Origin of the sequence: Delftia tsuruhatensis, from assembly GCF_903815225.1 — a bacterium.
GTDB lineage: Bacteria > Pseudomonadota > Gammaproteobacteria > Burkholderiales > Burkholderiaceae_C > Comamonas > Comamonas tsuruhatensis_A.
Genome location: NZ_LR813084.1, coordinates 6,013,294 through 6,033,542 on the forward strand (window position 1 = coordinate 6,013,294; position 20,249 = coordinate 6,033,542).

The following is a 20,249-nucleotide window of genomic DNA, read 5'->3' on the forward strand; positions in this document are numbered from 1 at the left end:
GCAAAACAAGATTCCTCGGATTCCATCCCGCCTCACGGAGACACGCCCCATGCACAAGCGCCTTTTCACCACCGCCCTGGCCGCAGGCCTGCTGGCCACCACCGCGCTTTCCGGCGCACTGGCCCAGGACAGGTTCCCCGCGAAAAGCGTGCGCTGGATCGTTCCCTACGCGGCTGGCGGCGGCTCGGACTTCCTGGCCCGCACCATCGGCCAGGCCTGGGGTGGCCAGGTGCACCAGCCCATCGTGGTGGACAACCGCCCGGGCGGGAACACGGCCATCGGTGCCTCGGAAACCGCGCGCGCACCGGCCGATGGCTACACGGTGCTGTCGGCGGACAACGGCACCCTGGTCTTCAACCCTGTGCTCTACAAGAGCCTGAGCTACAACCCCTCGCGCGACCTGGCGCCGGTCACGCTGATGGGGCGCTTTCCCATGATCCTGGTGGCCGGCCCCGGCATGGCGGCCGCCAGCGCCAGGGAATTCCTGGCGCTGGCGCGCACCAGCAAGGACGGCGTCAACTACGCCTCGGCCGGCGCCGGCAGCCCGCACCACCTGGCCATGGAGCTGCTCAAGGTGGAGGCGGGCCTGAAGCTGGTGCACGCGCCCTACAAGGGTGCCGCTCCGGCCCTGGGCGACGTGGCCGGCGGCCAGGTGCCCGTGATGATGGTGGACCTGGGCCGCGGGTGCCGGCTTCATCAAGGGCGGCAAGGTCCGCCCGCTGGCCGTGGCCAACGCCACGCGCCTGCCCCAGCTGCCGGACGTGCCCACCTTCGCCGAACTGGGCCTGCCCAACGTGCAGGCCGCCGCCCTGGTGGGACTGGTGGCGCCGGCCAGGACGCCGGCCCCGGTCATCGCGGCCCTGCACAGGCAGGTGGTGGCGTCCATCAATGAGCCCGCCGTGCGCCAGAAGCTCGTCGATTTCGGCGTGGAGCCCGTGGGCAACACCCCCGAGCAGTTCTCCGCGCTGCTGGCCAGCGAGAGCACGCGCTGGCACAAGCTGATCCGGGACCAGAACATCACCCTGGATTGAGCCCTTGCACCGACCTGTCCCCGAGCCTGCCATGACTGCCTCCGCCACGACCGCCCCCTCCCCCGCGCGCTGCCCCTTCGACCACCGACAGACCGGCGGCCAGACCGGCCCCACGGGCTGCCCCGTCAGCGCCGGGGCCGCGGCCTTCGATCCGTTCAGCGACGGCTACCAGCAGGACCCGCCCGAGTACGTGCGCTGGTCGCGCGAGCAGGAGCCGGTGTTCTACAGCCCCCGGCTGGGCTACTGGGTGGTCACGCGCTTCGACGACATCAAGGCGGTCTTCCGGGACAACCTCACGTTCAGCCCCTCGATCGCGCTGGAGAAGATCACGCCCACGGGCGAGGAAGCCAATGCCGTGCTCGCCTCCTACGGATTCGCGCTGAACCGCACCCTGGTCAACGAGGACGAGCCGGCCCACATGCCGCGCCGCCGCGCGCTGATGGAGCCGTTCACGCCCGAGGCGCTGCGCCACCACGAACCCATGGTGCGCGAACTGGCGCGCGCCTATGTGGACCGCTTCATCGATGACGGCCGCGCCGACCTCGTGGACCAGATGCTGTGGGAGGTGCCGCTGACCGTGGCCCTGCACTTCCTCGGCGTGCCCGAGGAGGACATGGACAGGCTGCGCGAGTACTCCATCGCCCACACCGTCAACACCTGGGGGCGCCCCAGGCCCGAGCAGCAGGTGGCCGTGGCCCACGCGGTGGGCAACTTCTGGCAGCTGGCCGGCAAGGTGCTGGCCAGGATGCGCGAGAACCCCGACGCGCCGGGCTGGATGCAGTACGGCATCCGCAAGCAAAAGGAGCTGCCCGAGGTCGTCACCGACTCCTACCTGCATTCCATGATGATGGCCGGCATCGTGGCCGCGCACGAGACCACGGCCAATGCCACCGCCAACGCCGTCAAGCTGCTGCTGCAGCACCCCGAGGCCTGGCGGCAGATCTGCGAGAACCCCGCCCTGATCCCCAATGCCGTGGAGGAATGCCTGCGCCACAACGGCTCGGTCGCCGCCTGGCGGCGCCTGGCCACGCGCGACGTGGTGATCGGCGGCGTGCCCGTGCCGGCGGGCAGCAAGCTGCTCATCGTCACCTCCTCGGCCAACCACGACGAGCGGCATTTCGCCGACGCCGACTTCTTCGACATCCACCGCGACAACGCGGGCGACCACCTGACCTTCGGCTATGGATCGCACCAGTGCATGGGCAAGAACCTGGCACGCATGGAGATGCAGATCTTCCTGGAGGAGTTCACGCGCCGCCTGCCGCACATGCGGCTGGCCGAACAGCAATTCACCTACGTGCCCAACACCTCGTTCCGGGGGCCCGAGCACCTGTGGGTGGAGTGGGACCCGGCCCTCAACCCCGAGCGCCGCGACCCCGGGCTGCTGCGGCAGCGCCAGCCCGTGCGCATCGGCGAGGCTCTCAACGGCGGCGCCACCCGCAGCATGCGCGTGGTCGAGGCGGGTGCCGCGGCCGATGGCGTGCTGCGCCTGCGCCTGCAGGCGGCCGACGGCCACACGCTGCCGCGCTGGACGCCTGGCTCGCACATCGACCTGCAATGCGGCGATACCGGCCTGTCGCGCCAGTACTCGCTATGCGGCGACCCGCAGGACGCCAGCGGCTACGAGATCGCCGTGCTGCGCGAGGCGCACAGCCGGGGCGGGTCGGCCTGGGTGCATGAACACCTGCGCAGCGGCGCCACCGTGCAGGTGCGCGGGCCGCGCAACCACTTCCCGCTGGACGAGGGCGCCAGCCATCTGATCCTCGTGGCCGGCGGCATCGGCATCACGCCCATCTCGGCCATGGCACGGCGCGCCAGGGCACTGTGCCTGTCCTACGAGATCCACTACAGCGGCCGGCGCCGCTCCGGCATGGCCCTGCTGGCGCAGCTGCAGGCCGAGCACGGCGACCGCCTGCATCTGTACATCGCCGAGGAAGGCCGGCGCGCCGACTACGCGGCCCTGCTGGCCACGCCGCGTGCCGGCGCCCGCATCCATGCCTGCGGCCCGCAGCGCCTGCTGGACGGCCTGGCGGCCGCCTGCGGCCACTGGCCCGAGGACAGCCTGCGCGTGGAACATTTCGTCTCCACCGTGGGGGCGCTGGACCCGGCCAGGGAGCATGGCTTCGAGGTCGAGCTGCGCGACTCCGGCGTCGTGCTGCAGGTACGCAGCGACCAGAGCCTGCTGGATGCACTGCGCAGCGCGCGCATCGACGTGCAAAGCGATTGCCGCGAAGGCCTGTGCGGTTCCTGCGAGGTGCCCGTGCTCGAAGGCGAGGTGGACCACCGCGACAGGGTGCTCACGCGCGGCGAGCGCGTGGCCTGCACCAGGATGATGAGCTGCTGCTCGCGCGCGAAGGGCGGCAGGCTGGTGCTGGGGCTTTAGAAATACAAAAGCCCCAATGCCGTCATCGGCAATGGGGCGATCGCACAGGTGGGCACGCCTGGTGCGTGCCAGCCTCCAACCGAATTACTGGTTGGCGATTTCCAGCGCGGCGTTGCGGGCTTCCTGGATGAAATCGATCAGGGAATGGATTGCTTGGCGCATGGTGAACTTCCTTGCTGAGACGCTCAACAATCACTGGCGGCATGCATCTCAAGTGCCGCTAATGCCGGGAAAACCCTCTAAGTGTTAACCCTTAGATTAAGTATAAACCACTAGTCACCGCCGCGCAAATGCACAGTTGTAAGCGCACGTCAAGATTCCACAGAGGCCCCCTACTCCGTCCCAATGGCGGGCATGGGATGATCCACACCTATGACCGCGCCTTCCGTATCTCTCGCACCCTGGCATATCGAGCCGCTGAACCCGGCCGAGGCGCCGTGGCCGCTGCTGCTGTCGGCGGACCCGTCGCGGGAGAAGGTGCGCGGCTACCTGGCGGGCTCCACCTGCTTTGCCGCGCGCGAGTCCTTCCAGCGCGAAGGCCAGCCGCCGCGTCCCGGCGGGCGCGGCGAGGTGCTGGGCATGTGCGTGCTGGTGCCGCTGCGCGCCAGCAGCGACGAGGCACCGGCCCCGCCCGCCTGGGAGCTGATGAACATCGCGGTGGTCGACGCGCTGCACCACCGGGGCCTGGGCAGCGCCCTGCTGCGCCGTGCCATCGAATGGGCGCGCTCCCAGCGAGCGCCCCGCATCGAGGTCGGCACCGGCAGCTTCGGCGACCAGCTGGTCTTCTACCAGCGCGCGGGCTTTCGCGTGACGGGCATAGAGCGCGATTTCTTCCTCAGGCACTACACCACCCAGCTGTGGGAGCGCGGCGTGCAGCACCGTGACATGCTGCGGCTGACGCTGGAGCTGCAATAGGACCGGACTCTCAGTCGCCGGAGGACAGCTTCATCAGCACCAGGCCCGTGACGATGAGCACGGCCGCGCCGATGCGCATGGCGCTGACCTGCTCGCCCAGGACCGTGATGCCGACCAGGAAGGCGCCCACGGCGCCGATGCCGGTCCAGATCGTGTAGGCCGTGCCCAGGGGCAGGCTGCGCATGGCCACGGCCAGCAGGCCGAAGCTGGCGATCATGGTGACGATGGTGATGGCGCTGGGCACCAGCCGCGTGAAGCCATGCGACTGCTTCATCGAGAACGCCCAGACCACTTCGAGCAGCCCCGCCACCAGCAGATAGACCCATGCCATGGAAAACTCCTTGTTGAGCCGGGTCGTCCCGGCGCATGCATGTCCCGGTGTGGGGGAGGCCGTCCTCCTGGCAGAAGGGCCTGCGCCTCCTGCATGGCCGCCAGTTTAGGAGAAAGCGGCCCAGTTGGCCGCTGCGTCACCGTTGCCCCACGGCCGCCTGGGTGGTTGCAATGCAACACCGGCAAGCGCGGCGAGAAACCGCAGGAACTCAGGCGGCCAGCGCCTGCTGCTGTTCCGCCAGCAGGATGTTGCCCACCGTGGCACCGAGGCCGGCCACGCGCTTGCGCAGCTTGAGCACGGCCTTGTCCTTGCTGATCAGCAGCGCCCGGTGCTGGCTGGCCAGGTCCAGGAAATGCTGGTCGTCGGGGTCGGTGCAGGCAAAGCGGATGCGCGGCGCGTCGTCCACGTACTCCACCGCCTCATCGAAGGCATGCAGCACGCCCTCGGCCGTCTTGCCGTAGAAGGCCACGCGCGGCGCGATCTGGCTGTAGTGCAGCACGCGCTCCAGCTCGATGCGCTGGGCCTGGTCGGCGATCCAGCGCATCTGCCCCCGCTGCACCAGCTCACGGATGGGCGGAACGTGCGGATCGTCGAAGATCAGCATGTCCAGCACCACGTTGGTGTCCAGCACCACGGGTCTGGGCAGGGGACCTTCGTAGCCATCGTTGCACAAGGGCCAGCGCAGCACGATCTTCATGCCGCGCCGCTCCCGTCCTGGCCTTCGGCGTTCCTTCTGGGCTTGACCGCGCCGCGGACCATGTCGAAGCGGAACAGCCGGCACTCGATGGGACCGTTCCACATGGGCGTGCGGCGCGCTTCCTTCAGGCGCATCTTGCCGGGCAGCTTGAGATCGGGCGTGAGCATCCAGGCGCTCCAGCCGCTGTAGTTCTTCTTCCAGTGGGTGGCCAGCTGGCTGAAGAATTCCACGCCATCCTCGGTCTGGGCCGTCTCGCGGCCCGCGCGCTCGACCACGGACATGCGCTCGCGGGCGCTGCGGCCGGCCGAACCGGCGGCGGCAATGCGCTCGCCATAGGGCGGGTTCAGCAGCATCAGCCCCGGCTGCTCGCAGGGCGGCATGCGCTGCAGCGCATCGCCACCGCGCAGCTGCACGGTCTTGCCCACGCCCGCGCGGTCGGCATTGCGCTGGGCGAAGTCCACCATGCGGTGGGACACGTCGGAGCCATGGATGGCGACCGGACTGTCGGGCAGGATGGCCGCCTCGGCCTCGTCGAGCATGGCCTCCCAGACATGGCGCTGGAAGGGCACGAGCTTCTCGAACGCGAAGCGCCGCAGGATGCCGGCCGGAATTCGCCGCGCGATCTGCGCCGCCTCGATGACCACGGTGCCGCTGCCACAGCAGGGGTCGTACAGCGGCAGGGGATCGTCGCCATGCGGGTCCCAGCCCGTGGCGGCGATCATCGCTGCGGCCAGGGTTTCCTTGAGTGGCGCATCGCCCTTGTCCTCGCGCCAGCCGCGCTTGAACAGCGCCTCGCCCGAGGTGTCGATGTAGATGGTGGCCTCGTCCGTGGTCAGGTGCAGGTGCACGCGCACGTCTGGCTGGCGCGTCTCCACGTCGGGACGCACGCCCTTCCTGGCGCGGAAGCGGTCGGCGATGGCGTCCTTGACGCGCAGGGCGGCGAAGTTCAGGCTGGTCAGCGGACTGTGCTGGGCCGTGACCTCGATCTTGAAGCTCTCGCGCGGGGAGAACCAGATCTCCCAGGCCACCTCGCTGGCGGCGCGGTACAGGTCGTTCTCGTTGCGGTACAGGGACTGCGACAGCTGTACCAGCACGCGCTGAGCCAGGCGGCTGTGCAGGTTCAGCAGCATGGCGTCGCGCCACAGGCCGCGCACCATCACGCCGCCACGGCCGACCATGAGGTCGTGGCCGCTCAGGCCCGTGATCGCATGGACCTCGTCGGCCAGAAAGCCCTCGACGCCGGCAGCGCAGGGCAGAAACAGATGCAGTTGGTTCATAGCTTGGGTGCCGAGCATACGCGCACCGCGATTCCCCGCGCAGGCGCCAGCCGAAACCCGCTTGCCTGCACGCCTGCACAGGCCTACAGTGGTTGCAACCGCGAGGGAGAGCATCATGGATCCTCGAGTTGTCCCAGTCCGTACGGACTTCCTCGGCGCCGCCCAGGCCGCGCGCCTGGTCGCACGCCACGGCGTCGTCGCCTGCCTGGCCGGCCTGGCCGACGCCATCGAGGCCGATTTCGCGCGCTGGCCCGACTTCGAGAAGTCGGCCCGCATCGCCCACCATTCGCCGGGCGGCGTGATCGAGCTCATGCCCGTCTCCGACGCGCGGGACTATGCCTTCAAGTACGTCAACGGCCATCCCGGCAACACCGTCCGGGGCCTGCCCACCGTGATGGCCTTCGGCGCGCTGGCCGACGTGACCACGGGCCTGCCCGTCTTCCTGGCCGACCTGACGCTGGCCACGGCGCTGCGCACGGCGGCCACCTCGGCCCTGGCCGCGCGACGGCTTGCCCGGTCCGGCAGCCACACCATGGCCCTGATCGGCGCGGGTTCGCAGGCCGAATTCCAGGCCCTGGCCTTCACGGGGCTGCTGGGCATCGAGCACCTGCGCATCTTCGACATCGACCCCCGCGCCATGCGCAAGCTGGTGGACAACCTCGGCCATGCGGGCATCGCCGCGCAGCGCATCGCCTGCTGCGCCAGCAGCGCGCAAGCCCTGCAGGGCGCCGACATCGTGACCACGGCCACGGCCGCCAAGCAGCGCGCCTGCGTGATCGCCGATGCCGACCTGCGCCCCGGCACGCATGTCAACGCCGTAGGGGGAGACTGCCCCGGCAAGACCGAGCTGCCTGCGCAGCTGCTGCGGCGCGCGCGCATCTTCACCGAGTTCACGCCGCAGACGCGCGTGGAAGGCGAGATCCAGCAACTGCCTGTCGATGCCCCCGTGACCGAGCTGTGGCAGGTCATCGTCGGCCAGGCGCCGGGACGCACGCACGACACCGAGATCACACTGTTCGATTCGGTGGGCTTCGCGCTGGAGGATTACTCGGCGCTGCGCTGGATGCATGCGCTGGCCCGCGACACCGGCCTGCTGCAAACGCTGGACCTGGTGCCCACGCTGGACGATCCGCGCGACCTGTACCGGCTGGTGCGCGAGGCAGGACAGGCAGAACGCGGCTTTGGCTGACACGCCGGCTGCGTACCATGGTGCCATGAGCATGAACACGCCCCTGCGCCTCATAGGCGCTCCCACCGACATCGGCGCCAGCCGCCTGGGCAGTGCCATGGGCCCGGACGCATTGAGAGTGGCCGGCCTGGGGCCGGCGCTGCGCCAGCTCGGCTGCCAGGTGCGCGACATCGGCAACCTGGCCGGCCCGCCCAATCCCCAGACTCCGCCCGAGCAGGGACTGCGCCACCTCGCCGCGGCCCGCGCCTGGATGCAGGCCGTGCACCAGGCCGTGGGCCAGGCGCTGGACGATGGCGAGCTGCCCCTGATGCTGGGCGGCGACCACAGCCTGGCCATGGGCTCGATCAGCGCCGTGGCCGCCCACTGCCGCCGCCAGGGCCGTGCGCTGCGCGTGATCTGGCTGGACGCCCATGCCGACTGCAACACCCCTGATATCTCGCCCAGTGGCAACCTGCATGGCATGCCCGTGGCCAGCCTGTGCGGCCTGGGGCCCGAACCGCTGACCGCGCTGTCCCAGGGCGGCCAACCCGCGCTGGCGGCCGCCGCGTTGTGCCAGATCGGCCTGCGCAGTGTCGATGACCAGGAAAAGCGCCTGCTGCACGCGCTGGGCGTCGAGGTCTACGACATGCGCGCCATCGACGAGCTGGGCATGCGCGAGGTCATGCGCCGCGCGCTCGACGGCCTGGAAGGCAGCGGCACCCACCTGCACCTGAGCTTCGACGTGGACTACCTGGACCCCGACATCGCGCCCGGCACGGGCACGCCCGTGCGCGGCGGCCCCAGCTACCGCGAGGCCCAGCTGTGCATGGAGATGCTGGCCGACACGGGCCGGCTGGGCTCGCTGGACCTGGTGGAGCTCAACCCGGCCCTGGATCTGCGCAACCAGACGGCCGAACTGGTGGTGGACCTGCTGGAGAGCCTGTTCGGCAAGAGCACGCTGGTGCGGGTCGGCCGCTGAACCCGCTCAGCACGGCGTCAGCGCGACGCACCAGCCATCGCCCGCCGCTTCGATGGCAAAGCGCACGGGCAGGAACCGCGCTATCACCTCGAAATTGCTGTGCGCATGCGCTGTCAATTGCGTGCAGGTGTAGCGGGCCCCACGCCCGCTTTTCCAGACGGCCAGCGCCAGCGGCAGGGCCCACTGGTCAGCCAGATGCGGCCCCAGCGCGGCCTGGCCGGACTGGTAGCGGAGCACCTCGCGCGCCAGGTCTCCGGCGACCTTTTCCGCGCTGACGCCCTTGACGCCGAACTGCGTGAAAACCTCGCTCAGGTGCTCGTAGGCCAGCGTGGCCAGCAGCGCATTGCCCGGTCCCTCGTTCTGGCGCGCGGCGCCCACCTGCAGCTGCTCGCCAGACCAGCCCAGGGCCTGGCCCAGCCGGTCCAGCTCGCGCCGGGCCACCGCGCGTGGCAGCGCGGGCGCGAAGCATTCGGCAAGGCTGGCCACCGGGGCGCCACGTTCCGTGAGATCGAAAGGCGCAAGCCCATGGATTGCCGGCGAGATCGTCACGTCCATCTCACCGCCGCCCGCCGGATAAAAGCCCAGGCGGCGCAGCCGCAGCGCGGAGCGCGCGCCCAGCCTGTGCAGCAGAGGCGCATAGCTGCGCTCCAGGAAGTGGAAGGACGGCGCGGCCGGGTTGTGGGTGCCGCCGCCCAGGGTCAGACGGCTTTCGCCTTCGGCCAGCATCAGCGCGGGCCACAGGGTCTGCAGCAGCAGGGTGCAGCTGCCCGCCGAGGCGATCACGAAGCGGTACTCGCCCGCACGCACCGGCCCTGGCGTGAACTGCAGCGCCTGCGAGTTCATCTCGGCGCCCTGCACCTGCGCGCCGCAGATGTCGGCCGCGGCGTTGACGCAGGCCAGGTGCTGGCGCATCAGGCCCGGCCTGGCGCGGCCGGCGCGGATGCGCCGCATCGCGAACGGCGTTCCCGTGCACATGGACAGCGCCAGCGCGCTGCGCAGCATCTGTCCGCCGCCCTCTCCGGCGGATCCGTCGATCTCCATCATTTTCCTGTTTCCTTCTTCATGCCCTGCCCCTGTACCCGACCGGGCGGCCGAAGGCTGCGCCTCAACCCTTCACGCACACCACCTGCTTGAGGGTGTGCACCACTTCCACCAGATCCTGCTGCGCGGCCATGACCGCGTCGATGTCCTTGTAGGCCATGGGAATCTCGTCCACGACATTGGCATCCTTTCGGCATTCCACGCCCTCGGTGGCCTTGATGTGGTCCTGCACGCTGAACATCTTCTTGGCCCTGGTACGGCTCATCACGCGACCCGCGCCGTGGCTGCAGCTCTCGAAGCTCTCCTGGTTGCCCAGGCCGCGCACGATATAGCTGCGTGCGCCCATGCTGCCCGGGATGATGCCCAGCTCACCGCGCCGCGCGCTCACCGCGCCCTTGCGGGTGATGAACACGTCCTCGCCGAAGTGGCGCTCCTTTTGCACGTAGTTGTGGTGGCAGTTCACGGCCTCCACATGTGACTCGAAGGGCTTGGCGATCACCTTGCGCACGGTCGCGATGAGGTTGGCCATCATCACCTCGCGGTTGCGCATGGCGAACTTCTGCGCCCAGGACACGCCGCGCACGTAGTCGCCGAAGTAGCGGGCCCCTTCTTCGAAGTAGGCCAGGTCCTTGTCGGGCAGGTTGCGCTGATGGAGTTCCGCGTCCTTCTTGGCCAGCTCGATGAAATGGGTGCCGATGGCATTGCCCACGCCGCGCGAGCCCGAGTGCAGCATGAACCACACGAAGCCCGCCTCGTCCAGGCAGATCTCGATGAAGTGGTTGCCGCTGCCCAGCGTTCCCAGGTGCTTGCGGTTGTTGGTGTTGGCCAGGCGTGGATGCAGCTCGCACAGCAGGTCGAACTCATCGGCCAGCGTGGCCCAGACCTGGTCCACCGATACGGGCGGGTTCTCCCAGCTGCCGGGATCACGACCCCTGTGGCGCGGCACCGAGCCATGGGGCACGGCCTGCTCGATGGCCGAGCGCAGCGGGCCCAGGTTGTCGGGCAGGTCCTCGGCGCGCAGCGTGGTCTTGGCCGCCATCATGCCGCAGCCGATGTCCACGCCCACGGCCGCCGGGATGATGGCCTTGACGGTGGGGATCACCGAACCCACGGTGGCGCCTATGCCCAGGTGCACATCGGGCATGGCCGCGACATGCCTGAAGACCACGGGCAGGCGCGCGGCGTTCTCCAGCTGCTTGCGCGCCTCGTCCTCCACGGGCACGCCCCGGGTCCACATCTTGATGGGCACTCCGCCCTCGACTTCATGCAGTTGGTAGTTCTTCATGGTGCTGCTCTCTTTCATGTCTTTGTTCTTGGTTGAATCGTTTTTTCGCCTCAAGTGGCCATGGCGTCGAATACCGCGCCTATGCGCTCATCCAGCGGGTAGCACTGGTGGTCGCGCTTGCCTGAAGGCAGCCAGGTGCTGGCCGGGCCACGCTCGGCCAGTTGCAGCAGCTTTTCTGCCCAATGCTTCTTGGTGCCTGTCTGCGAGAGCCACTGCTCCATCGTTGCACGGTAGCCATTGCGATCGGATGCGAAGGCATTGCTGATGCAGTGCCCACCCCAGATGAATTCGTAGAAGCATGCATCGACAAAATGCAGCGTGGCGCTCTCGCTGTCACAGGTCAGCCAGTGATCCAGTAGGGGCTGGAGCGGCACACCAGCGTAGTCCCACATGAGCAAAAAGGAGAAGACCTCTTCGCCCTGGAAGACGCTGGTGTCCGGCTCAGCCCACTGCTCCAGCCCCAAGGCAAAGAAGGCACGAGCAAAGGCTTGCAACGCCGCGCTTTCCTGCGATGAAAAGGAGCCGGGCTCGCAACGACCAAGGCGGTCCAGATACAACTCGGTGGAGTGGTGCAGCCTTGCGCCCTGCGCCAGCAGTTCCAACATTCTTGGCGCCAGGTACTTGATCTCATCCGCAGGCTGGACCACGCTTTTGGCAGCGTCGTTGTATTGGTAGAAATGGTGCTCGGTCAGGCTGCGCAGGGGCAGTCGACGCATCTCGCGCTCCAGGTCTGCGTCCATGCAGCATGTGACGCAAGCGTCCAGCGCTACCGACGGCGACCTGTATCCCGCAAAGCTTTGGTAGAGCGCCTGTGATGCAGCAACCAGGGCGTCTGTACGCTCCTGTATTTGCGCTGCAGGCGATTGCATCCTTTTCGATGTCATCTTCTTGTCCATGGTGTCTCTCCTTCAAGGGCAGGCATGAAGCAACCGGCACCGCCGGCGACTCCACGCCCGCCTCATCGCGCTATCAACGCATCTTCACCAGTCCGTCGAGCACCTGGTCCAGCCCGCCGAACACGGAGATCTTGTCGATGCGCTCGGCCACGCGCTCCAGGGTCTCCAGCTCCTTCATGCGCAGGGCCACGGGGTTGTCCTCCATGACCTTGGCGGTGTTGAGCAGCGAGCGCGTGGCCGCCGTTTCCTCGCGGCGGCGGATCACGTTGGCCTGGGCCTGCTTTTCCGCCTGCACCACCTGGGTCAGGATGGTCTTCATGTCGCCGGGCAGCACGATGTCCTTCACGCCCACGCTTTCCACCACCATGCCGAAGGGCTGCAGCTTCGTCGCCATGTGCGCGGTCACCACATCGTCGATCACCGTCTTGTTCTCCAGCAGCTCGTCGAGCGTGCGGGTGCCCACGGCGGCGCGCAGCGCGAACTGCAGTTCCCGGTACAAATGCTCGGCAGGCTTTTGCAGCTGGGCAAAGGCGCGCAGAACGTCGGTGTGGCGATAGGTGGCGCTCAGGTTCAGGCGCAGGCTGACCTTGTCGCGGGTCATGATGTCCTGGCCCGAGACCTCGACGGCCTGCAGGCGCAGGTCCACCAGCTCCACGGCGATGCTGCGGCCGAACTTCCAGAACGCATAGGCCCCCGCAGGCAGCAGGCGATCCACCCGGCCGTCGATGGTCAGCAATGCACATTGGCCCGCGGGCACCTGTACCTGCAGCACGCCGTTGAGGCCGGACACGCTGCGCTGACGCAACTGGGTCTGGGTCAGGCGCGCCACGAGGGCGGCGGGCAGCTCGGCACCGGCGTGCAGGTCGATCACCTGCACGCCCACCTCCACCAGGCCCTTCCAGTAAAGGCGGCGCGTGCCGGGGGGCAGGATCTCGACCAGCACGCCGTTTTCGCTGCGCAGGCCCACTTCGTTCTCGGCCAGGTCCACGCGGATGAATTCCGACTCCACGACGGCGGGCTCCTGGGCCATCAGGTACTCGGCCAGCCCGTGCGTGAAAGCGGGCTGCTCCAGCGCAAAGGTCTCCACGCGCAGCGCATCCGTGCCGGCGAACAGCCAGTGCCTGCCACTGTGCAGCACACGCTCGAAATCGCCATTGCGCAGCAGCAGTGCGCGTTCGTTCTTCTTGATGGTGATGCGTTGGATCTTCAGCATTTCTTCTTCTCCTCATCCGGCGTCTTCGCCGCAATCAACAGGGGTGCCGTTACAGCGATGGCGGGGCCCCAGGGGACACGGCCAGGGCCTCGCGGTGCGCCTTGGCTGCTGCCCCGCGGGCGGGGAGGCAGCCTGGCTGGCTGCGGGCGCCGACCGTGCCGGGTACTGGCACAGCCGCCACCGCTGACGGGAAGTGGCTCAGGGCGGCATCGCAACCCGGGGACACGTCCCGCGTTCGGCGGGTGGTCTTTCGACCGTTTCATGGCCCGACCTTTCGGTCGGAAGAATGGGCAGGATTCGAACCTGCGACAGTCCTCTTGCGAGGGTGCTCTTCCCAACTGAGCTACCAGTGGTGGCAAGCCGGGAGTCGAACCCGGCTTCTCTTTCGAGAAGGTCTCCACGACCATGCCGTCAGCCAGCGCTTGCGGCGTGCGGCATGCAGGGAATCGACAGGCCCCGAAGGGCCCGGACTCCCGGCACCGGCGGGGCGGATTCACATCCCAACCCCGGCCTGTGAGCGGTCGCCGCTTGCACTGGATGCCTTGTCTTTTGCGAGATACGTGCCAACTTCCGGCCCCATGCCGAAAAATTTCTCAACCCATTGATTTGATTGAACAATCCATTTTTCACACAGGCATCTCTTTGACTCATTTCCATTCAAAACTAGAATAAAAGCTAGAAAACTAGATTGAATATGCAAAAAAGCAAAGTGGTCATCGGCTTCCTGGGCTCGCAGCTGGACGCAGGCCGGGGCGCCGGGCGGTGGGAAAAGTGGCGTCCGACGGTCTCCCTGGTCCAGCACGAGGACCTGGTGATCGACCGCCTGGAGCTGCTGCACGCGCCCGCCCATGCGGACCTGGCCCGGCTGGTGCGCGCCGACATCGCCACGGCTTCTCCCGAGACCACGGTGAACCTCGTGCCCATGGACATGGCCGACCCCTGGGACTTCGGCGAGGTCTACGCACGCCTGTTCGACTGGACGCAGTCCTACCGCTTCGATCCCGAGCGCGAGGAGTACTGGACCCACATCACCACGGGCACGCATGTGGCACAGATCTGCCTGTTCCTGCTGGTGGAGTCGCGCCGCATTCCCGGCGTGCTGGCCCAGACCTCGCCCCCAAGGCGCCAGCGGGAGGCCGACCCTGGCAGCTACGCGCTGATCGATCTGGACCTGTCGCGCTACGACGTGATCGCCCAGCGCTTCGGCGCCGAGCAGCGTGAGGCCGTGCAGTTCCTCAAGAGCGGCATCGCCACGCGCAATGCGCACTTCAACGCGCTGATCGACGAGATCGAGCGCGTGGCCGTGCGTTCGCGTGCGCCCATCCTGCTGACCGGCCCCACCGGCGCGGGCAAGTCACATCTGGCGCGGCGCATGTACGAGCTCAAGAAGGCCAGGCACCAGGTCCAGGGCGACTTCGTGGAGGTCAACTGCGCCACGCTGCGCGGCGATGGCGCGGCCTCGGTGCTGTTCGGCCACAAGAAGGGGGCCTTCACAGGTGCCGCCGCCGACCGCGCCGGCCTGCTGCGCAGCGCGCACCAGGGTGTGCTCTTCCTCGATGAGATCGGGGAACTGGGCCCGGACGAGCAGGCCATGCTGCTCAAGGCCGTGGAGGAAAAGCGCTTCTATCCCATGGGCAGCGACCGGGAGGTCAGCAGCGACTTCCAGTTGATCGCAGGCACGCACCGCGACCTGCGCATCGACGTGGCCCGGGGGCGTTTCCGCGAAGACCTGTTCGCACGTATCAACCTGTGGTCCTACGCATTGCCGGGCCTGGCCGGCCGCCCCGAGGACATCGCGCCCAACATGGACCACCTGCTCGCGCGCTCGGCCGACGAGACCGGCCAGATGGTGCGCTTTAACGTGGAGGCCCGCGAGCGCTATCTGCGCTTTGCACGCTCGCCCGATGCGCTGTGGAGCGGCAACTTCCGCGATCTGTCGGCCAGCATGACACGCCTGGCGACGCTGGCCGATGCCGGCCGCATCTCCACGGCCCTGGTCGATGCCGAGATCCAGCGCCTGAAGTGGCTGTGGCAGCGCGGCGATGCGGAGCAGCCCGGCGGTGTGGCGCTGCCCCCCGGGCTCGACACGCTGTTGCCCGGTGAGACGTTGACGCAGATGGACCTGTTCGACCGCTTGCAGCTGGAGGCCGTGCTGCGCGTGTGCCGTGAATCGCCTTCACTGTCCGAGGCAGGCCGCCGCCTGTTCGACCGCTCGCGCACGCAGCGCAGCGTGGTCAACGATGCCGACCGCCTGCGCAAGTACCTGCTGAAGTTCGGCTTGAAATGGGAGGCTGTCACCCGCCACACCCTCTAGCCGGTCAGGGTCCGGTGCAGGCTACAGGGCCTTGCGCAGCGTGGTGGGGGGGATCTTGAGCAGCTCGCGGTACTTGGCCACGGTGCGCCGCGCGCATTCGATGCCCTGCTCCTTGAGCATGTCGGCCAGTTGGTTGTCCGACAGCGGTTTCCTGGGATCCTCCGCCGAGACGAACTGCTTGATGAGGGCACGCACGGCCGTGCTCGATGCATTGCCGCCAGCCTCGGTGCCCAGGCCCGAGCCGAAGAAGTATTTCAGCTCGTAGGTGCCCTGGGGCGTGGCCATGTACTTGGCCGTGGTCACGCGGCTGATGGTCGACTCGTGCAGGCCCAGCGCATCGGCGATGTCGCGCAGCACCAGCGGGCGCATGGCCAGCTCGCCATGCACGAAGAAATTCTTCTGGCGCTCCACGATGGCCTGGGAGACACGCAATATGGTGTCGAAGCGCTGCTGGATGTTCTTGATGAACCAGCGCGCCTCCTGCAGCCGCTGCTGCAGCGCCGCATGGCCTTCGCTGCCCCGGTGGCTGCGCAATGCACTGGCATAGATGTCGTGCACGCGCAGCCTGGGCATGACGTCGGGGTTGAGCTGCACGCTGAACTCCACCCGTCCCGCGCCGCTGCGCACCGGGCGCACGATGACGTCGGGCACGATGATCTGGCGTTGCACGTCGGCAAAGCGCCGTCCGGGGCGCGGCTCCAGCCGGGCGATCAGCGCCAATGCCTCGCGCAGCCGCTCCTCACGCGCGCCACAAAGACTGGCCAGCTTGCGCAGATCGCGCCGCGCCAGCAGGTCCATGGGCTGGGCACAGATGTCCAGCGCGGTGCGCAGCACGGCCTGCCGGTCCTCGTCCTCGCTGCCGCCGTCGCCCTCGCGCCGGGCATCCGCCAGCAGGTCACGCAGCTGCAGCGTCAGGCACTCGGCCAGGTCGCGGGCGCCCACTCCCACGGGCTCCAGGCTTTGCAGCAGGCGCAGCGCCACGGTGAAGCGGTGCACCAGCTCCTCTCGCTCCTCCATGTCATCAGCGGCCAGGCCCTGGGCCAGTTCCTCGATCGGGTCCTCGAGATAGCCGTCGTCGTTGAGGTTCTCGATCAGGAACCGCAGCGCGGCGCGATCCACCTCGCCCAGGCGCAGGCTCAAGGCCTGGCGGTGCAGGTGGTCGGTCAGGCTCTCGCCGCTGCGGGCCAGCTCCGTGGCATCCGTCTCGTCATCATCGCCCTGGCCACGCGTGCGGCTGGAAGGCGCATCGCTGCCCCAGTCGCGGTCATCGGAGCCCGATGTGCCCTGGCCGTCCCCTTCCCAGCTCAGGGACTCCGCCGTGCCGGAGGCTTCCACGGCATCGCCGGCCGAAGCCTCCGCAGACGGCTCCCACTCCGCCGTGGCAGCCGGCGCATCCGCACGGCTGTCCGCAAAGGAGTCCGCGCCTTCGGCACCGGCACCGCCGGGTTCGGCGGAGCCTGCGGCGGCATCGTTGCCGCCCTCCTCGGTCGCCAGCTCCAGGAAAGGGTTGTCGCCCAGCATCTGTTCGACTTCCTGCGCCAGCTCCAGCGTGGACAGCTGCAGCAGCTGTATGGACTGCTGCAGCTGCGGCGTGAGCGAAAGATGCTGGGAGACACGCAGCGAAAGCCCGGGCTTCAAGCGGCAGCTCCTTCACGCAGACAGTCTGGCAGTCGGGCCGGGCTTCGCATGGCGCTACATCCGGAAGTGTTCACCGAGGTAGACGCGGCGCACTTCTGCGTTGTCCACGATCTCCTCGGGCGTGCCCTGGGCCAGCACGTGGCCATCGCTGATGATGAAGGCATGGTCGCAGATGCCCAGCGTCTCGCGCACGTTGTGGTCGGTGATGAGCACGCCGATGCCGCGCGCCTTGAGAAAGCCGATGATGCGCTGGATCTCGATCACGGCAATGGGGTCGATGCCGGCGAAGGGCTCGTCCAGCAGGATGAAGCGCGGCTGCGTGGCCAGGGCACGCGCGATCTCGACGCGGCGGCGCTCGCCGCCCGACAGCGCCAGCGCCGGCGAGGCGCGCAGATGGTCCACGCGCAGCTCCTGCAGCAGCTCCGTCAGGCGCTCCTCGATGACGCTTCGCGCCAACGGCCGGCCCTGCTCGTCCTTTTGCAGCTCCAGCACGGCGCGGACATTGTCCTCGACGCTGAGCTTGCGAAAGATCGACGCCTCCTGCGGTAGATAGGACAGGCCCAGACGCGAGCGCTGGTGGATGGGCATGTTGCCCACGGACTGGCCGTCGATGAAGATGTCACCGCCGTCGCTGCGCACCAAGCCCACGATCATGTAGAACGAGGTGGTCTTGCCCGCGCCGTTGGGGCCGAGCAGGCCCACGACCTCGCCTTTTTCCACGGTCAGAGAGACGTCCTTGACCACCTTGCGGCTGCCGTAGGACTTGGCCAGGTGGCGGGCCTGCAGGCTGCTGCCCTGGGCCATGCGTTGCGCCGCACCGACGGCTTGCGCCTGCGTGCTCATCGCCTGGTTCCACCCAGGCTGTCCAGGGTGCCGCTGGGCTGCAGCGGCGTGCCAGGCGACACAGGACGCGGCTGTGCGCCCGGTGTGCCTTCCTTGGGCGCCAGAACAGCGCGAACGCGCCCGCCCTGGCCGGCCGTGGAGCTGGGCTGGCCACCGCTGGTCTTTTGTCCATCGACGGTGAACACGTCGGTGAGGTTGTTGTAGACGATGATGGAGCCCGTGATCTCATCGCTGAGCTGGCCGCCACGGTAGCGCCGCAGCTCGCCGCGGCGGATGAACTTCACGAGGTCGGCCTTGCCGTCATATTCGATGACCTCGCCCTCCCCTTCCACGAACTCCTCGGGCTGGCCGGGGACGGTATCGCGCTTTTGCCGGAAGAAGGCGCGCTTGCCGGACTCGGCCGTCACCACACCGTACTGATAGCCTTCCGGGTCCTGCCGCACATCGAGCTGTGCGCCGCGCAGCACGATGGTGCCCTTGGTCATCACCACATTGCCGGTGAACACGCTGGTCTGCTTGAGCTCGTCATGGCGCAGCGCGTCGGCCTCGATGTTCATGGGCTTGGTGCTGTCGGCCTTTTCAGCCAGAGCCATACCGGCGAAGGCCGCCAGGGCGGCTGCGAGCAGGAGGGGGGAAAGTCGTTGTTTCATGGAGGGCACGCTTCTTGCATCCATTGTAGGGGGTGTCGCGCGCAACCGTTTCTGGCGTCTTTCAGACGACGGCAAAGCCCAGCCATGCAGGACACAAAAAGGGGTTTCCAAAAGCAACAGGCCCGCGCTGGGCGGGCCTGTTGCACGGTGGCAGGACCGAAGCCTTGCCTCAGCCCTTGCGGGCGGTGGCGATCAACTGGTCGACCACGCGCAGCACGTTGGTCATGTTGCCGGCCTTGGTGCCATCGGTGTAGTAGCGGCCTGCCACGCCCATGGCCGGCACGCCCTCGACCTCGTAGTCCTGCTGCAGCTGGGTGGCCTTGCGCACCTGGTTGGACACGGTGAAGGAGTTGTAGACCTCCTTGAACTTGGCCACGTCCACGCCCTGCTTGCCGACCCAGGCGAAGATGTCCTCGTCCTTGGCCAGGCGGTTGCGCTCCACATGGATGGCATGGAAGGCGCGCGCATGCATGGTGTCCAGCAGGTTCATGCCTTCAAAGGCGTAGTAGAGCTTTTGCTGGGGCACGAAGCTGGCGTTGAAGGCCACGGGCACGCGGTGCACGACCACGTCGGCGGGAGCCTGGTTCTTCCACGCGGCGAAGGTGGGCTCGAACGCGTTGCAGTGCGGGCAGCTGTACCAGAAGAACTCGACCACCTCGACCTTGCCGGCGCCAGCGCTGGTGGGCGCGGGCTTGCCCAGCTTGATGTAGTCCTTGCCTTCCTTGGGCGCTGCCGCCTGGGCCTGGACCGCGGAGGTGCCCAGCGTCAACGCGCCAGTGGCGGCTGCGGAGGCAGCCAGGGAGAAATCGCGGCGATTCATCAAAACAAACTCCTCGTTCAATGCTGGAGGTTAGGAGGCACGGCCTCGCCAAAAGTTCATCGCTTGTTCAGCGCGTCATCGCGCCGCGCGCACCAGAGTCGATTCCACGCCGGCGCCATCGAGCTTTTGCTTGAGCTGCTCGGCATCGTCGCGCTTGGCGAACGGACCCACCCGCACACGGAAGATGGTGATGCCGTTTTGCTCGCGCTCGCTCACGCGCGCCTCCCAGCCCAGCATCGCGAGCTTGGCGCGCTGTGCATCGGCATCGCCCTGGCTTCGGAAGGCGCCGGCCTGTACGAAATAGTTGAAGCCGGCGTCGGCCTTCTCGGCCTTTTCCGCCTTCTCGGCAGCCGCGGAGCGTGCCTTGACCAGGTCACCCAACGGATCGGTCGAGGTCTTGCCGTCGGCCTTGGCATCCGGCTTGGCGGGGGGCTTGGCAGGATCCACGGGCGCGGGCGGCGGCGTCACGCCGCCGGCCACGGCCGGCGGGGTCGGCGTGCTATTGCCAGGCAGGGCAGGCGTCACGGCAGCCGGGGGTGGCGGCGCAGGATTCCTGCCCTGCAACGGCGCATTGGGATCCCAGTTCTTGTTGCGCTGGGCCTCGGCCGCGTCCTGGTCAGCCGTCTTGCCACCCTTGGTGAGGAAGGGCACCGGCACCTTGGTCACATAGACGGCAACGGCCAGGGCTGCTGCCAGGCCGACGATCATGCCGATGATGAGACCGATGACGGTGCCCCCACGTTGCTGTGTCTTCATAGATCGTTGTGG

17 protein-coding genes and 1 pseudogene are annotated in these 20,249 nt (G+C 68.0%); 6 read left to right on the forward strand and 12 right to left on the reverse strand.

Annotated features, from left to right (window positions below; genetic code table 11):
• Nucleotides 1–49 precede the first annotated feature (49 nt).
• The 3 genes and pseudogenes from L1Z78_RS27430 to L1Z78_RS27440 all read left to right on the forward strand — a co-directional run bounded on the left by L1Z78_RS27430 (nt 50) and on the right by L1Z78_RS27440 (nt 4,329).
• A pseudogene (locus tag L1Z78_RS27430) lies at nt 50–1,031 on the forward strand (Bug family tripartite tricarboxylate transporter substrate binding protein).
• Between the two features lie 31 nt (nt 1,032–1,062).
• A complete protein-coding gene (locus tag L1Z78_RS27435; protein WP_234639459.1) occupies nt 1,063–3,414 on the forward strand; it encodes a cytochrome P450/oxidoreductase in 2,352 nt (783 codons plus the stop codon).
• A 372-nt stretch (nt 3,415–3,786) separates the two neighbouring features.
• Nucleotides 3,787–4,329, forward strand: a complete 543-nt coding sequence (locus L1Z78_RS27440) for a GNAT family N-acetyltransferase (protein WP_234639460.1) — start codon at nt 3,787–3,789, stop codon at nt 4,327–4,329.
• A 10-nt stretch (nt 4,330–4,339) separates the two neighbouring features.
• Here L1Z78_RS27440 and sugE read toward each other — a convergent pair whose 3' ends face one another.
• From sugE to L1Z78_RS27455, 3 genes are all read right to left on the reverse strand, one after another.
• Nucleotides 4,340–4,660: a quaternary ammonium compound efflux SMR transporter SugE gene (gene sugE, locus L1Z78_RS27445; RefSeq protein ID WP_234639461.1), complete on the reverse strand. Its 321-nt coding sequence runs from the start codon at nt 4,658–4,660 to the stop codon at nt 4,340–4,342.
• Between the two features lie 208 nt (nt 4,661–4,868).
• Nucleotides 4,869–5,357 (reverse strand): putative toxin-antitoxin system toxin component, PIN family, encoded by a 489-nt coding sequence (locus L1Z78_RS27450; RefSeq protein ID WP_234639462.1) that lies wholly within the window; start codon nt 5,355–5,357, stop codon nt 4,869–4,871.
• Nucleotides 5,354–6,634, reverse strand: a complete 1,281-nt coding sequence (locus L1Z78_RS27455; RefSeq protein WP_234639463.1) for a THUMP domain-containing class I SAM-dependent RNA methyltransferase — start codon at nt 6,632–6,634, stop codon at nt 5,354–5,356. Before L1Z78_RS27455 ends, L1Z78_RS27450 begins: the two co-directional genes overlap by 4 nt.
• Nucleotides 6,635–6,749: 115 nt before the next feature.
• Between L1Z78_RS27455 and L1Z78_RS27460 the strand changes: the two genes are divergently transcribed.
• A complete protein-coding gene (locus L1Z78_RS27460; RefSeq protein WP_234639464.1) occupies nt 6,750–7,823 on the forward strand; it encodes an ornithine cyclodeaminase in 1,074 nt (357 codons plus the stop codon).
• 31 nt (nt 7,824–7,854) lie between these two features.
• A complete protein-coding gene (gene rocF / locus L1Z78_RS27465) occupies nt 7,855–8,781 on the forward strand; it encodes an arginase (RefSeq protein WP_234639465.1) in 927 nt (308 codons plus the stop codon).
• 6 nt (nt 8,782–8,787) lie between these two features.
• Here rocF and rtcA read toward each other — a convergent pair whose 3' ends face one another.
• From rtcA to L1Z78_RS27485, 4 genes are all read right to left on the reverse strand, one after another.
• Nucleotides 8,788–9,825, reverse strand: a complete 1,038-nt coding sequence (gene rtcA, locus L1Z78_RS27470; RefSeq protein WP_234639466.1) for an RNA 3'-terminal phosphate cyclase — start codon at nt 9,823–9,825, stop codon at nt 8,788–8,790.
• 61 nt (nt 9,826–9,886) lie between these two features.
• On the reverse strand, nt 9,887–11,125 hold the full coding sequence (locus L1Z78_RS27475; protein WP_234639467.1) for an RtcB family protein: 1,239 nt from the start codon (nt 11,123–11,125) through the stop codon (nt 9,887–9,889).
• Between the two features lie 32 nt (nt 11,126–11,157).
• Nucleotides 11,158–12,003 carry a hypothetical protein gene (locus L1Z78_RS27480; RefSeq protein WP_234639468.1) on the reverse strand — a complete coding sequence of 282 codons (846 nt, stop codon included), beginning with the start codon at nt 12,001–12,003 and terminating at the stop codon, nt 11,158–11,160.
• Between the two features lie 73 nt (nt 12,004–12,076).
• On the reverse strand, nt 12,077–13,216 hold the full coding sequence (locus L1Z78_RS27485; protein WP_234639469.1) for a slipin family protein: 1,140 nt from the start codon (nt 13,214–13,216) through the stop codon (nt 12,077–12,079).
• 694 nt (nt 13,217–13,910) lie between these two features.
• Between L1Z78_RS27485 and rtcR the strand changes: the two genes are divergently transcribed.
• Nucleotides 13,911–15,530, forward strand: a complete 1,620-nt coding sequence (gene rtcR / locus L1Z78_RS27490; protein WP_234639470.1) for an RNA repair transcriptional activator RtcR — start codon at nt 13,911–13,913, stop codon at nt 15,528–15,530.
• A gap of 21 nt (nt 15,531–15,551) precedes the next feature.
• Here the strand turns inward: rtcR and L1Z78_RS27495 are convergent, their stop codons facing one another.
• The 5 genes from L1Z78_RS27495 to L1Z78_RS27515 form a co-directional block, all read right to left on the reverse strand.
• Nucleotides 15,552–17,168, reverse strand: a complete 1,617-nt coding sequence (locus L1Z78_RS27495) for an RNA polymerase factor sigma-54 (protein ID WP_234639471.1) — start codon at nt 17,166–17,168, stop codon at nt 15,552–15,554.
• Nucleotides 17,169–17,222: 54 nt separating this feature from the next.
• Nucleotides 17,223–18,011, reverse strand: coding sequence for an LPS export ABC transporter ATP-binding protein (gene lptB / locus L1Z78_RS27500; protein WP_234639472.1), 789 nt, complete (start codon nt 18,009–18,011; stop codon nt 17,223–17,225).
• Nucleotides 18,008–18,661 carry a lipopolysaccharide transport periplasmic protein LptA gene (gene lptA / locus L1Z78_RS27505; protein WP_234639473.1) on the reverse strand — a complete coding sequence of 218 codons (654 nt, stop codon included), beginning with the start codon at nt 18,659–18,661 and terminating at the stop codon, nt 18,008–18,010. Before lptA ends, lptB begins: the two co-directional genes overlap by 4 nt.
• A gap of 169 nt (nt 18,662–18,830) precedes the next feature.
• On the reverse strand, nt 18,831–19,481 hold the full coding sequence (locus L1Z78_RS27510) for a thiol:disulfide interchange protein DsbA/DsbL (RefSeq protein WP_234639474.1): 651 nt from the start codon (nt 19,479–19,481) through the stop codon (nt 18,831–18,833).
• A gap of 75 nt (nt 19,482–19,556) precedes the next feature.
• Nucleotides 19,557–20,237, reverse strand: a complete 681-nt coding sequence (locus L1Z78_RS27515) for an SPOR domain-containing protein (protein ID WP_234639475.1) — start codon at nt 20,235–20,237, stop codon at nt 19,557–19,559.
• Nucleotides 20,238–20,249: the final 12 nt, after the last annotated feature.

What these genes read in the sequence shown, in the direction of transcription:
- rtcA (WP_234639466.1), bottom strand. Translation starts at nt 9,825, where the DNA reads ATGATGGAGATCGACGGATCCGCCGGAGAGGGCGGCGGACAGATGCTG.
- lptB (WP_234639472.1), bottom strand. Translation starts at nt 18,011, where the DNA reads ATGAGCACGCAGGCGCAAGCCGTCGGTGCGGCGCAACGCATGGCCCAG.
- L1Z78_RS27485 (WP_234639469.1), bottom strand. Translation starts at nt 13,216, where the DNA reads ATGCTGAAGATCCAACGCATCACCATCAAGAAGAACGAACGCGCACTG.
- rtcR (WP_234639470.1), top strand. Translation starts at nt 13,911, where the DNA reads ATGCAAAAAAGCAAAGTGGTCATCGGCTTCCTGGGCTCGCAGCTGGAC.
- L1Z78_RS27475 (WP_234639467.1), bottom strand. Translation starts at nt 11,125, where the DNA reads ATGAAAGAGAGCAGCACCATGAAGAACTACCAACTGCATGAAGTCGAG.
- L1Z78_RS27480 (WP_234639468.1), bottom strand. Translation starts at nt 12,003, where the DNA reads ATGGACAAGAAGATGACATCGAAAAGGATGCAATCGCCTGCAGCGCAA.
- L1Z78_RS27460 (WP_234639464.1), top strand. Translation starts at nt 6,750, where the DNA reads ATGGATCCTCGAGTTGTCCCAGTCCGTACGGACTTCCTCGGCGCCGCC.
- lptA (WP_234639473.1), bottom strand. Translation starts at nt 18,661, where the DNA reads ATGAAACAACGACTTTCCCCCCTCCTGCTCGCAGCCGCCCTGGCGGCC.
- L1Z78_RS27510 (WP_234639474.1), bottom strand. Translation starts at nt 19,481, where the DNA reads ATGAATCGCCGCGATTTCTCCCTGGCTGCCTCCGCAGCCGCCACTGGC.
- L1Z78_RS27435 (WP_234639459.1), top strand. Translation starts at nt 1,063, where the DNA reads ATGACTGCCTCCGCCACGACCGCCCCCTCCCCCGCGCGCTGCCCCTTC.
- L1Z78_RS27450 (WP_234639462.1), bottom strand. Translation starts at nt 5,357, where the DNA reads ATGAAGATCGTGCTGCGCTGGCCCTTGTGCAACGATGGCTACGAAGGT.
- L1Z78_RS27455 (WP_234639463.1), bottom strand. Translation starts at nt 6,634, where the DNA reads ATGAACCAACTGCATCTGTTTCTGCCCTGCGCTGCCGGCGTCGAGGGC.
- L1Z78_RS27440 (WP_234639460.1), top strand. Translation starts at nt 3,787, where the DNA reads ATGACCGCGCCTTCCGTATCTCTCGCACCCTGGCATATCGAGCCGCTG.
- rocF (WP_234639465.1), top strand. Translation starts at nt 7,855, where the DNA reads ATGAACACGCCCCTGCGCCTCATAGGCGCTCCCACCGACATCGGCGCC.
- sugE (WP_234639461.1), bottom strand. Translation starts at nt 4,660, where the DNA reads ATGGCATGGGTCTATCTGCTGGTGGCGGGGCTGCTCGAAGTGGTCTGG.
- L1Z78_RS27515 (WP_234639475.1), bottom strand. Translation starts at nt 20,237, where the DNA reads ATGAAGACACAGCAACGTGGGGGCACCGTCATCGGTCTCATCATCGGC.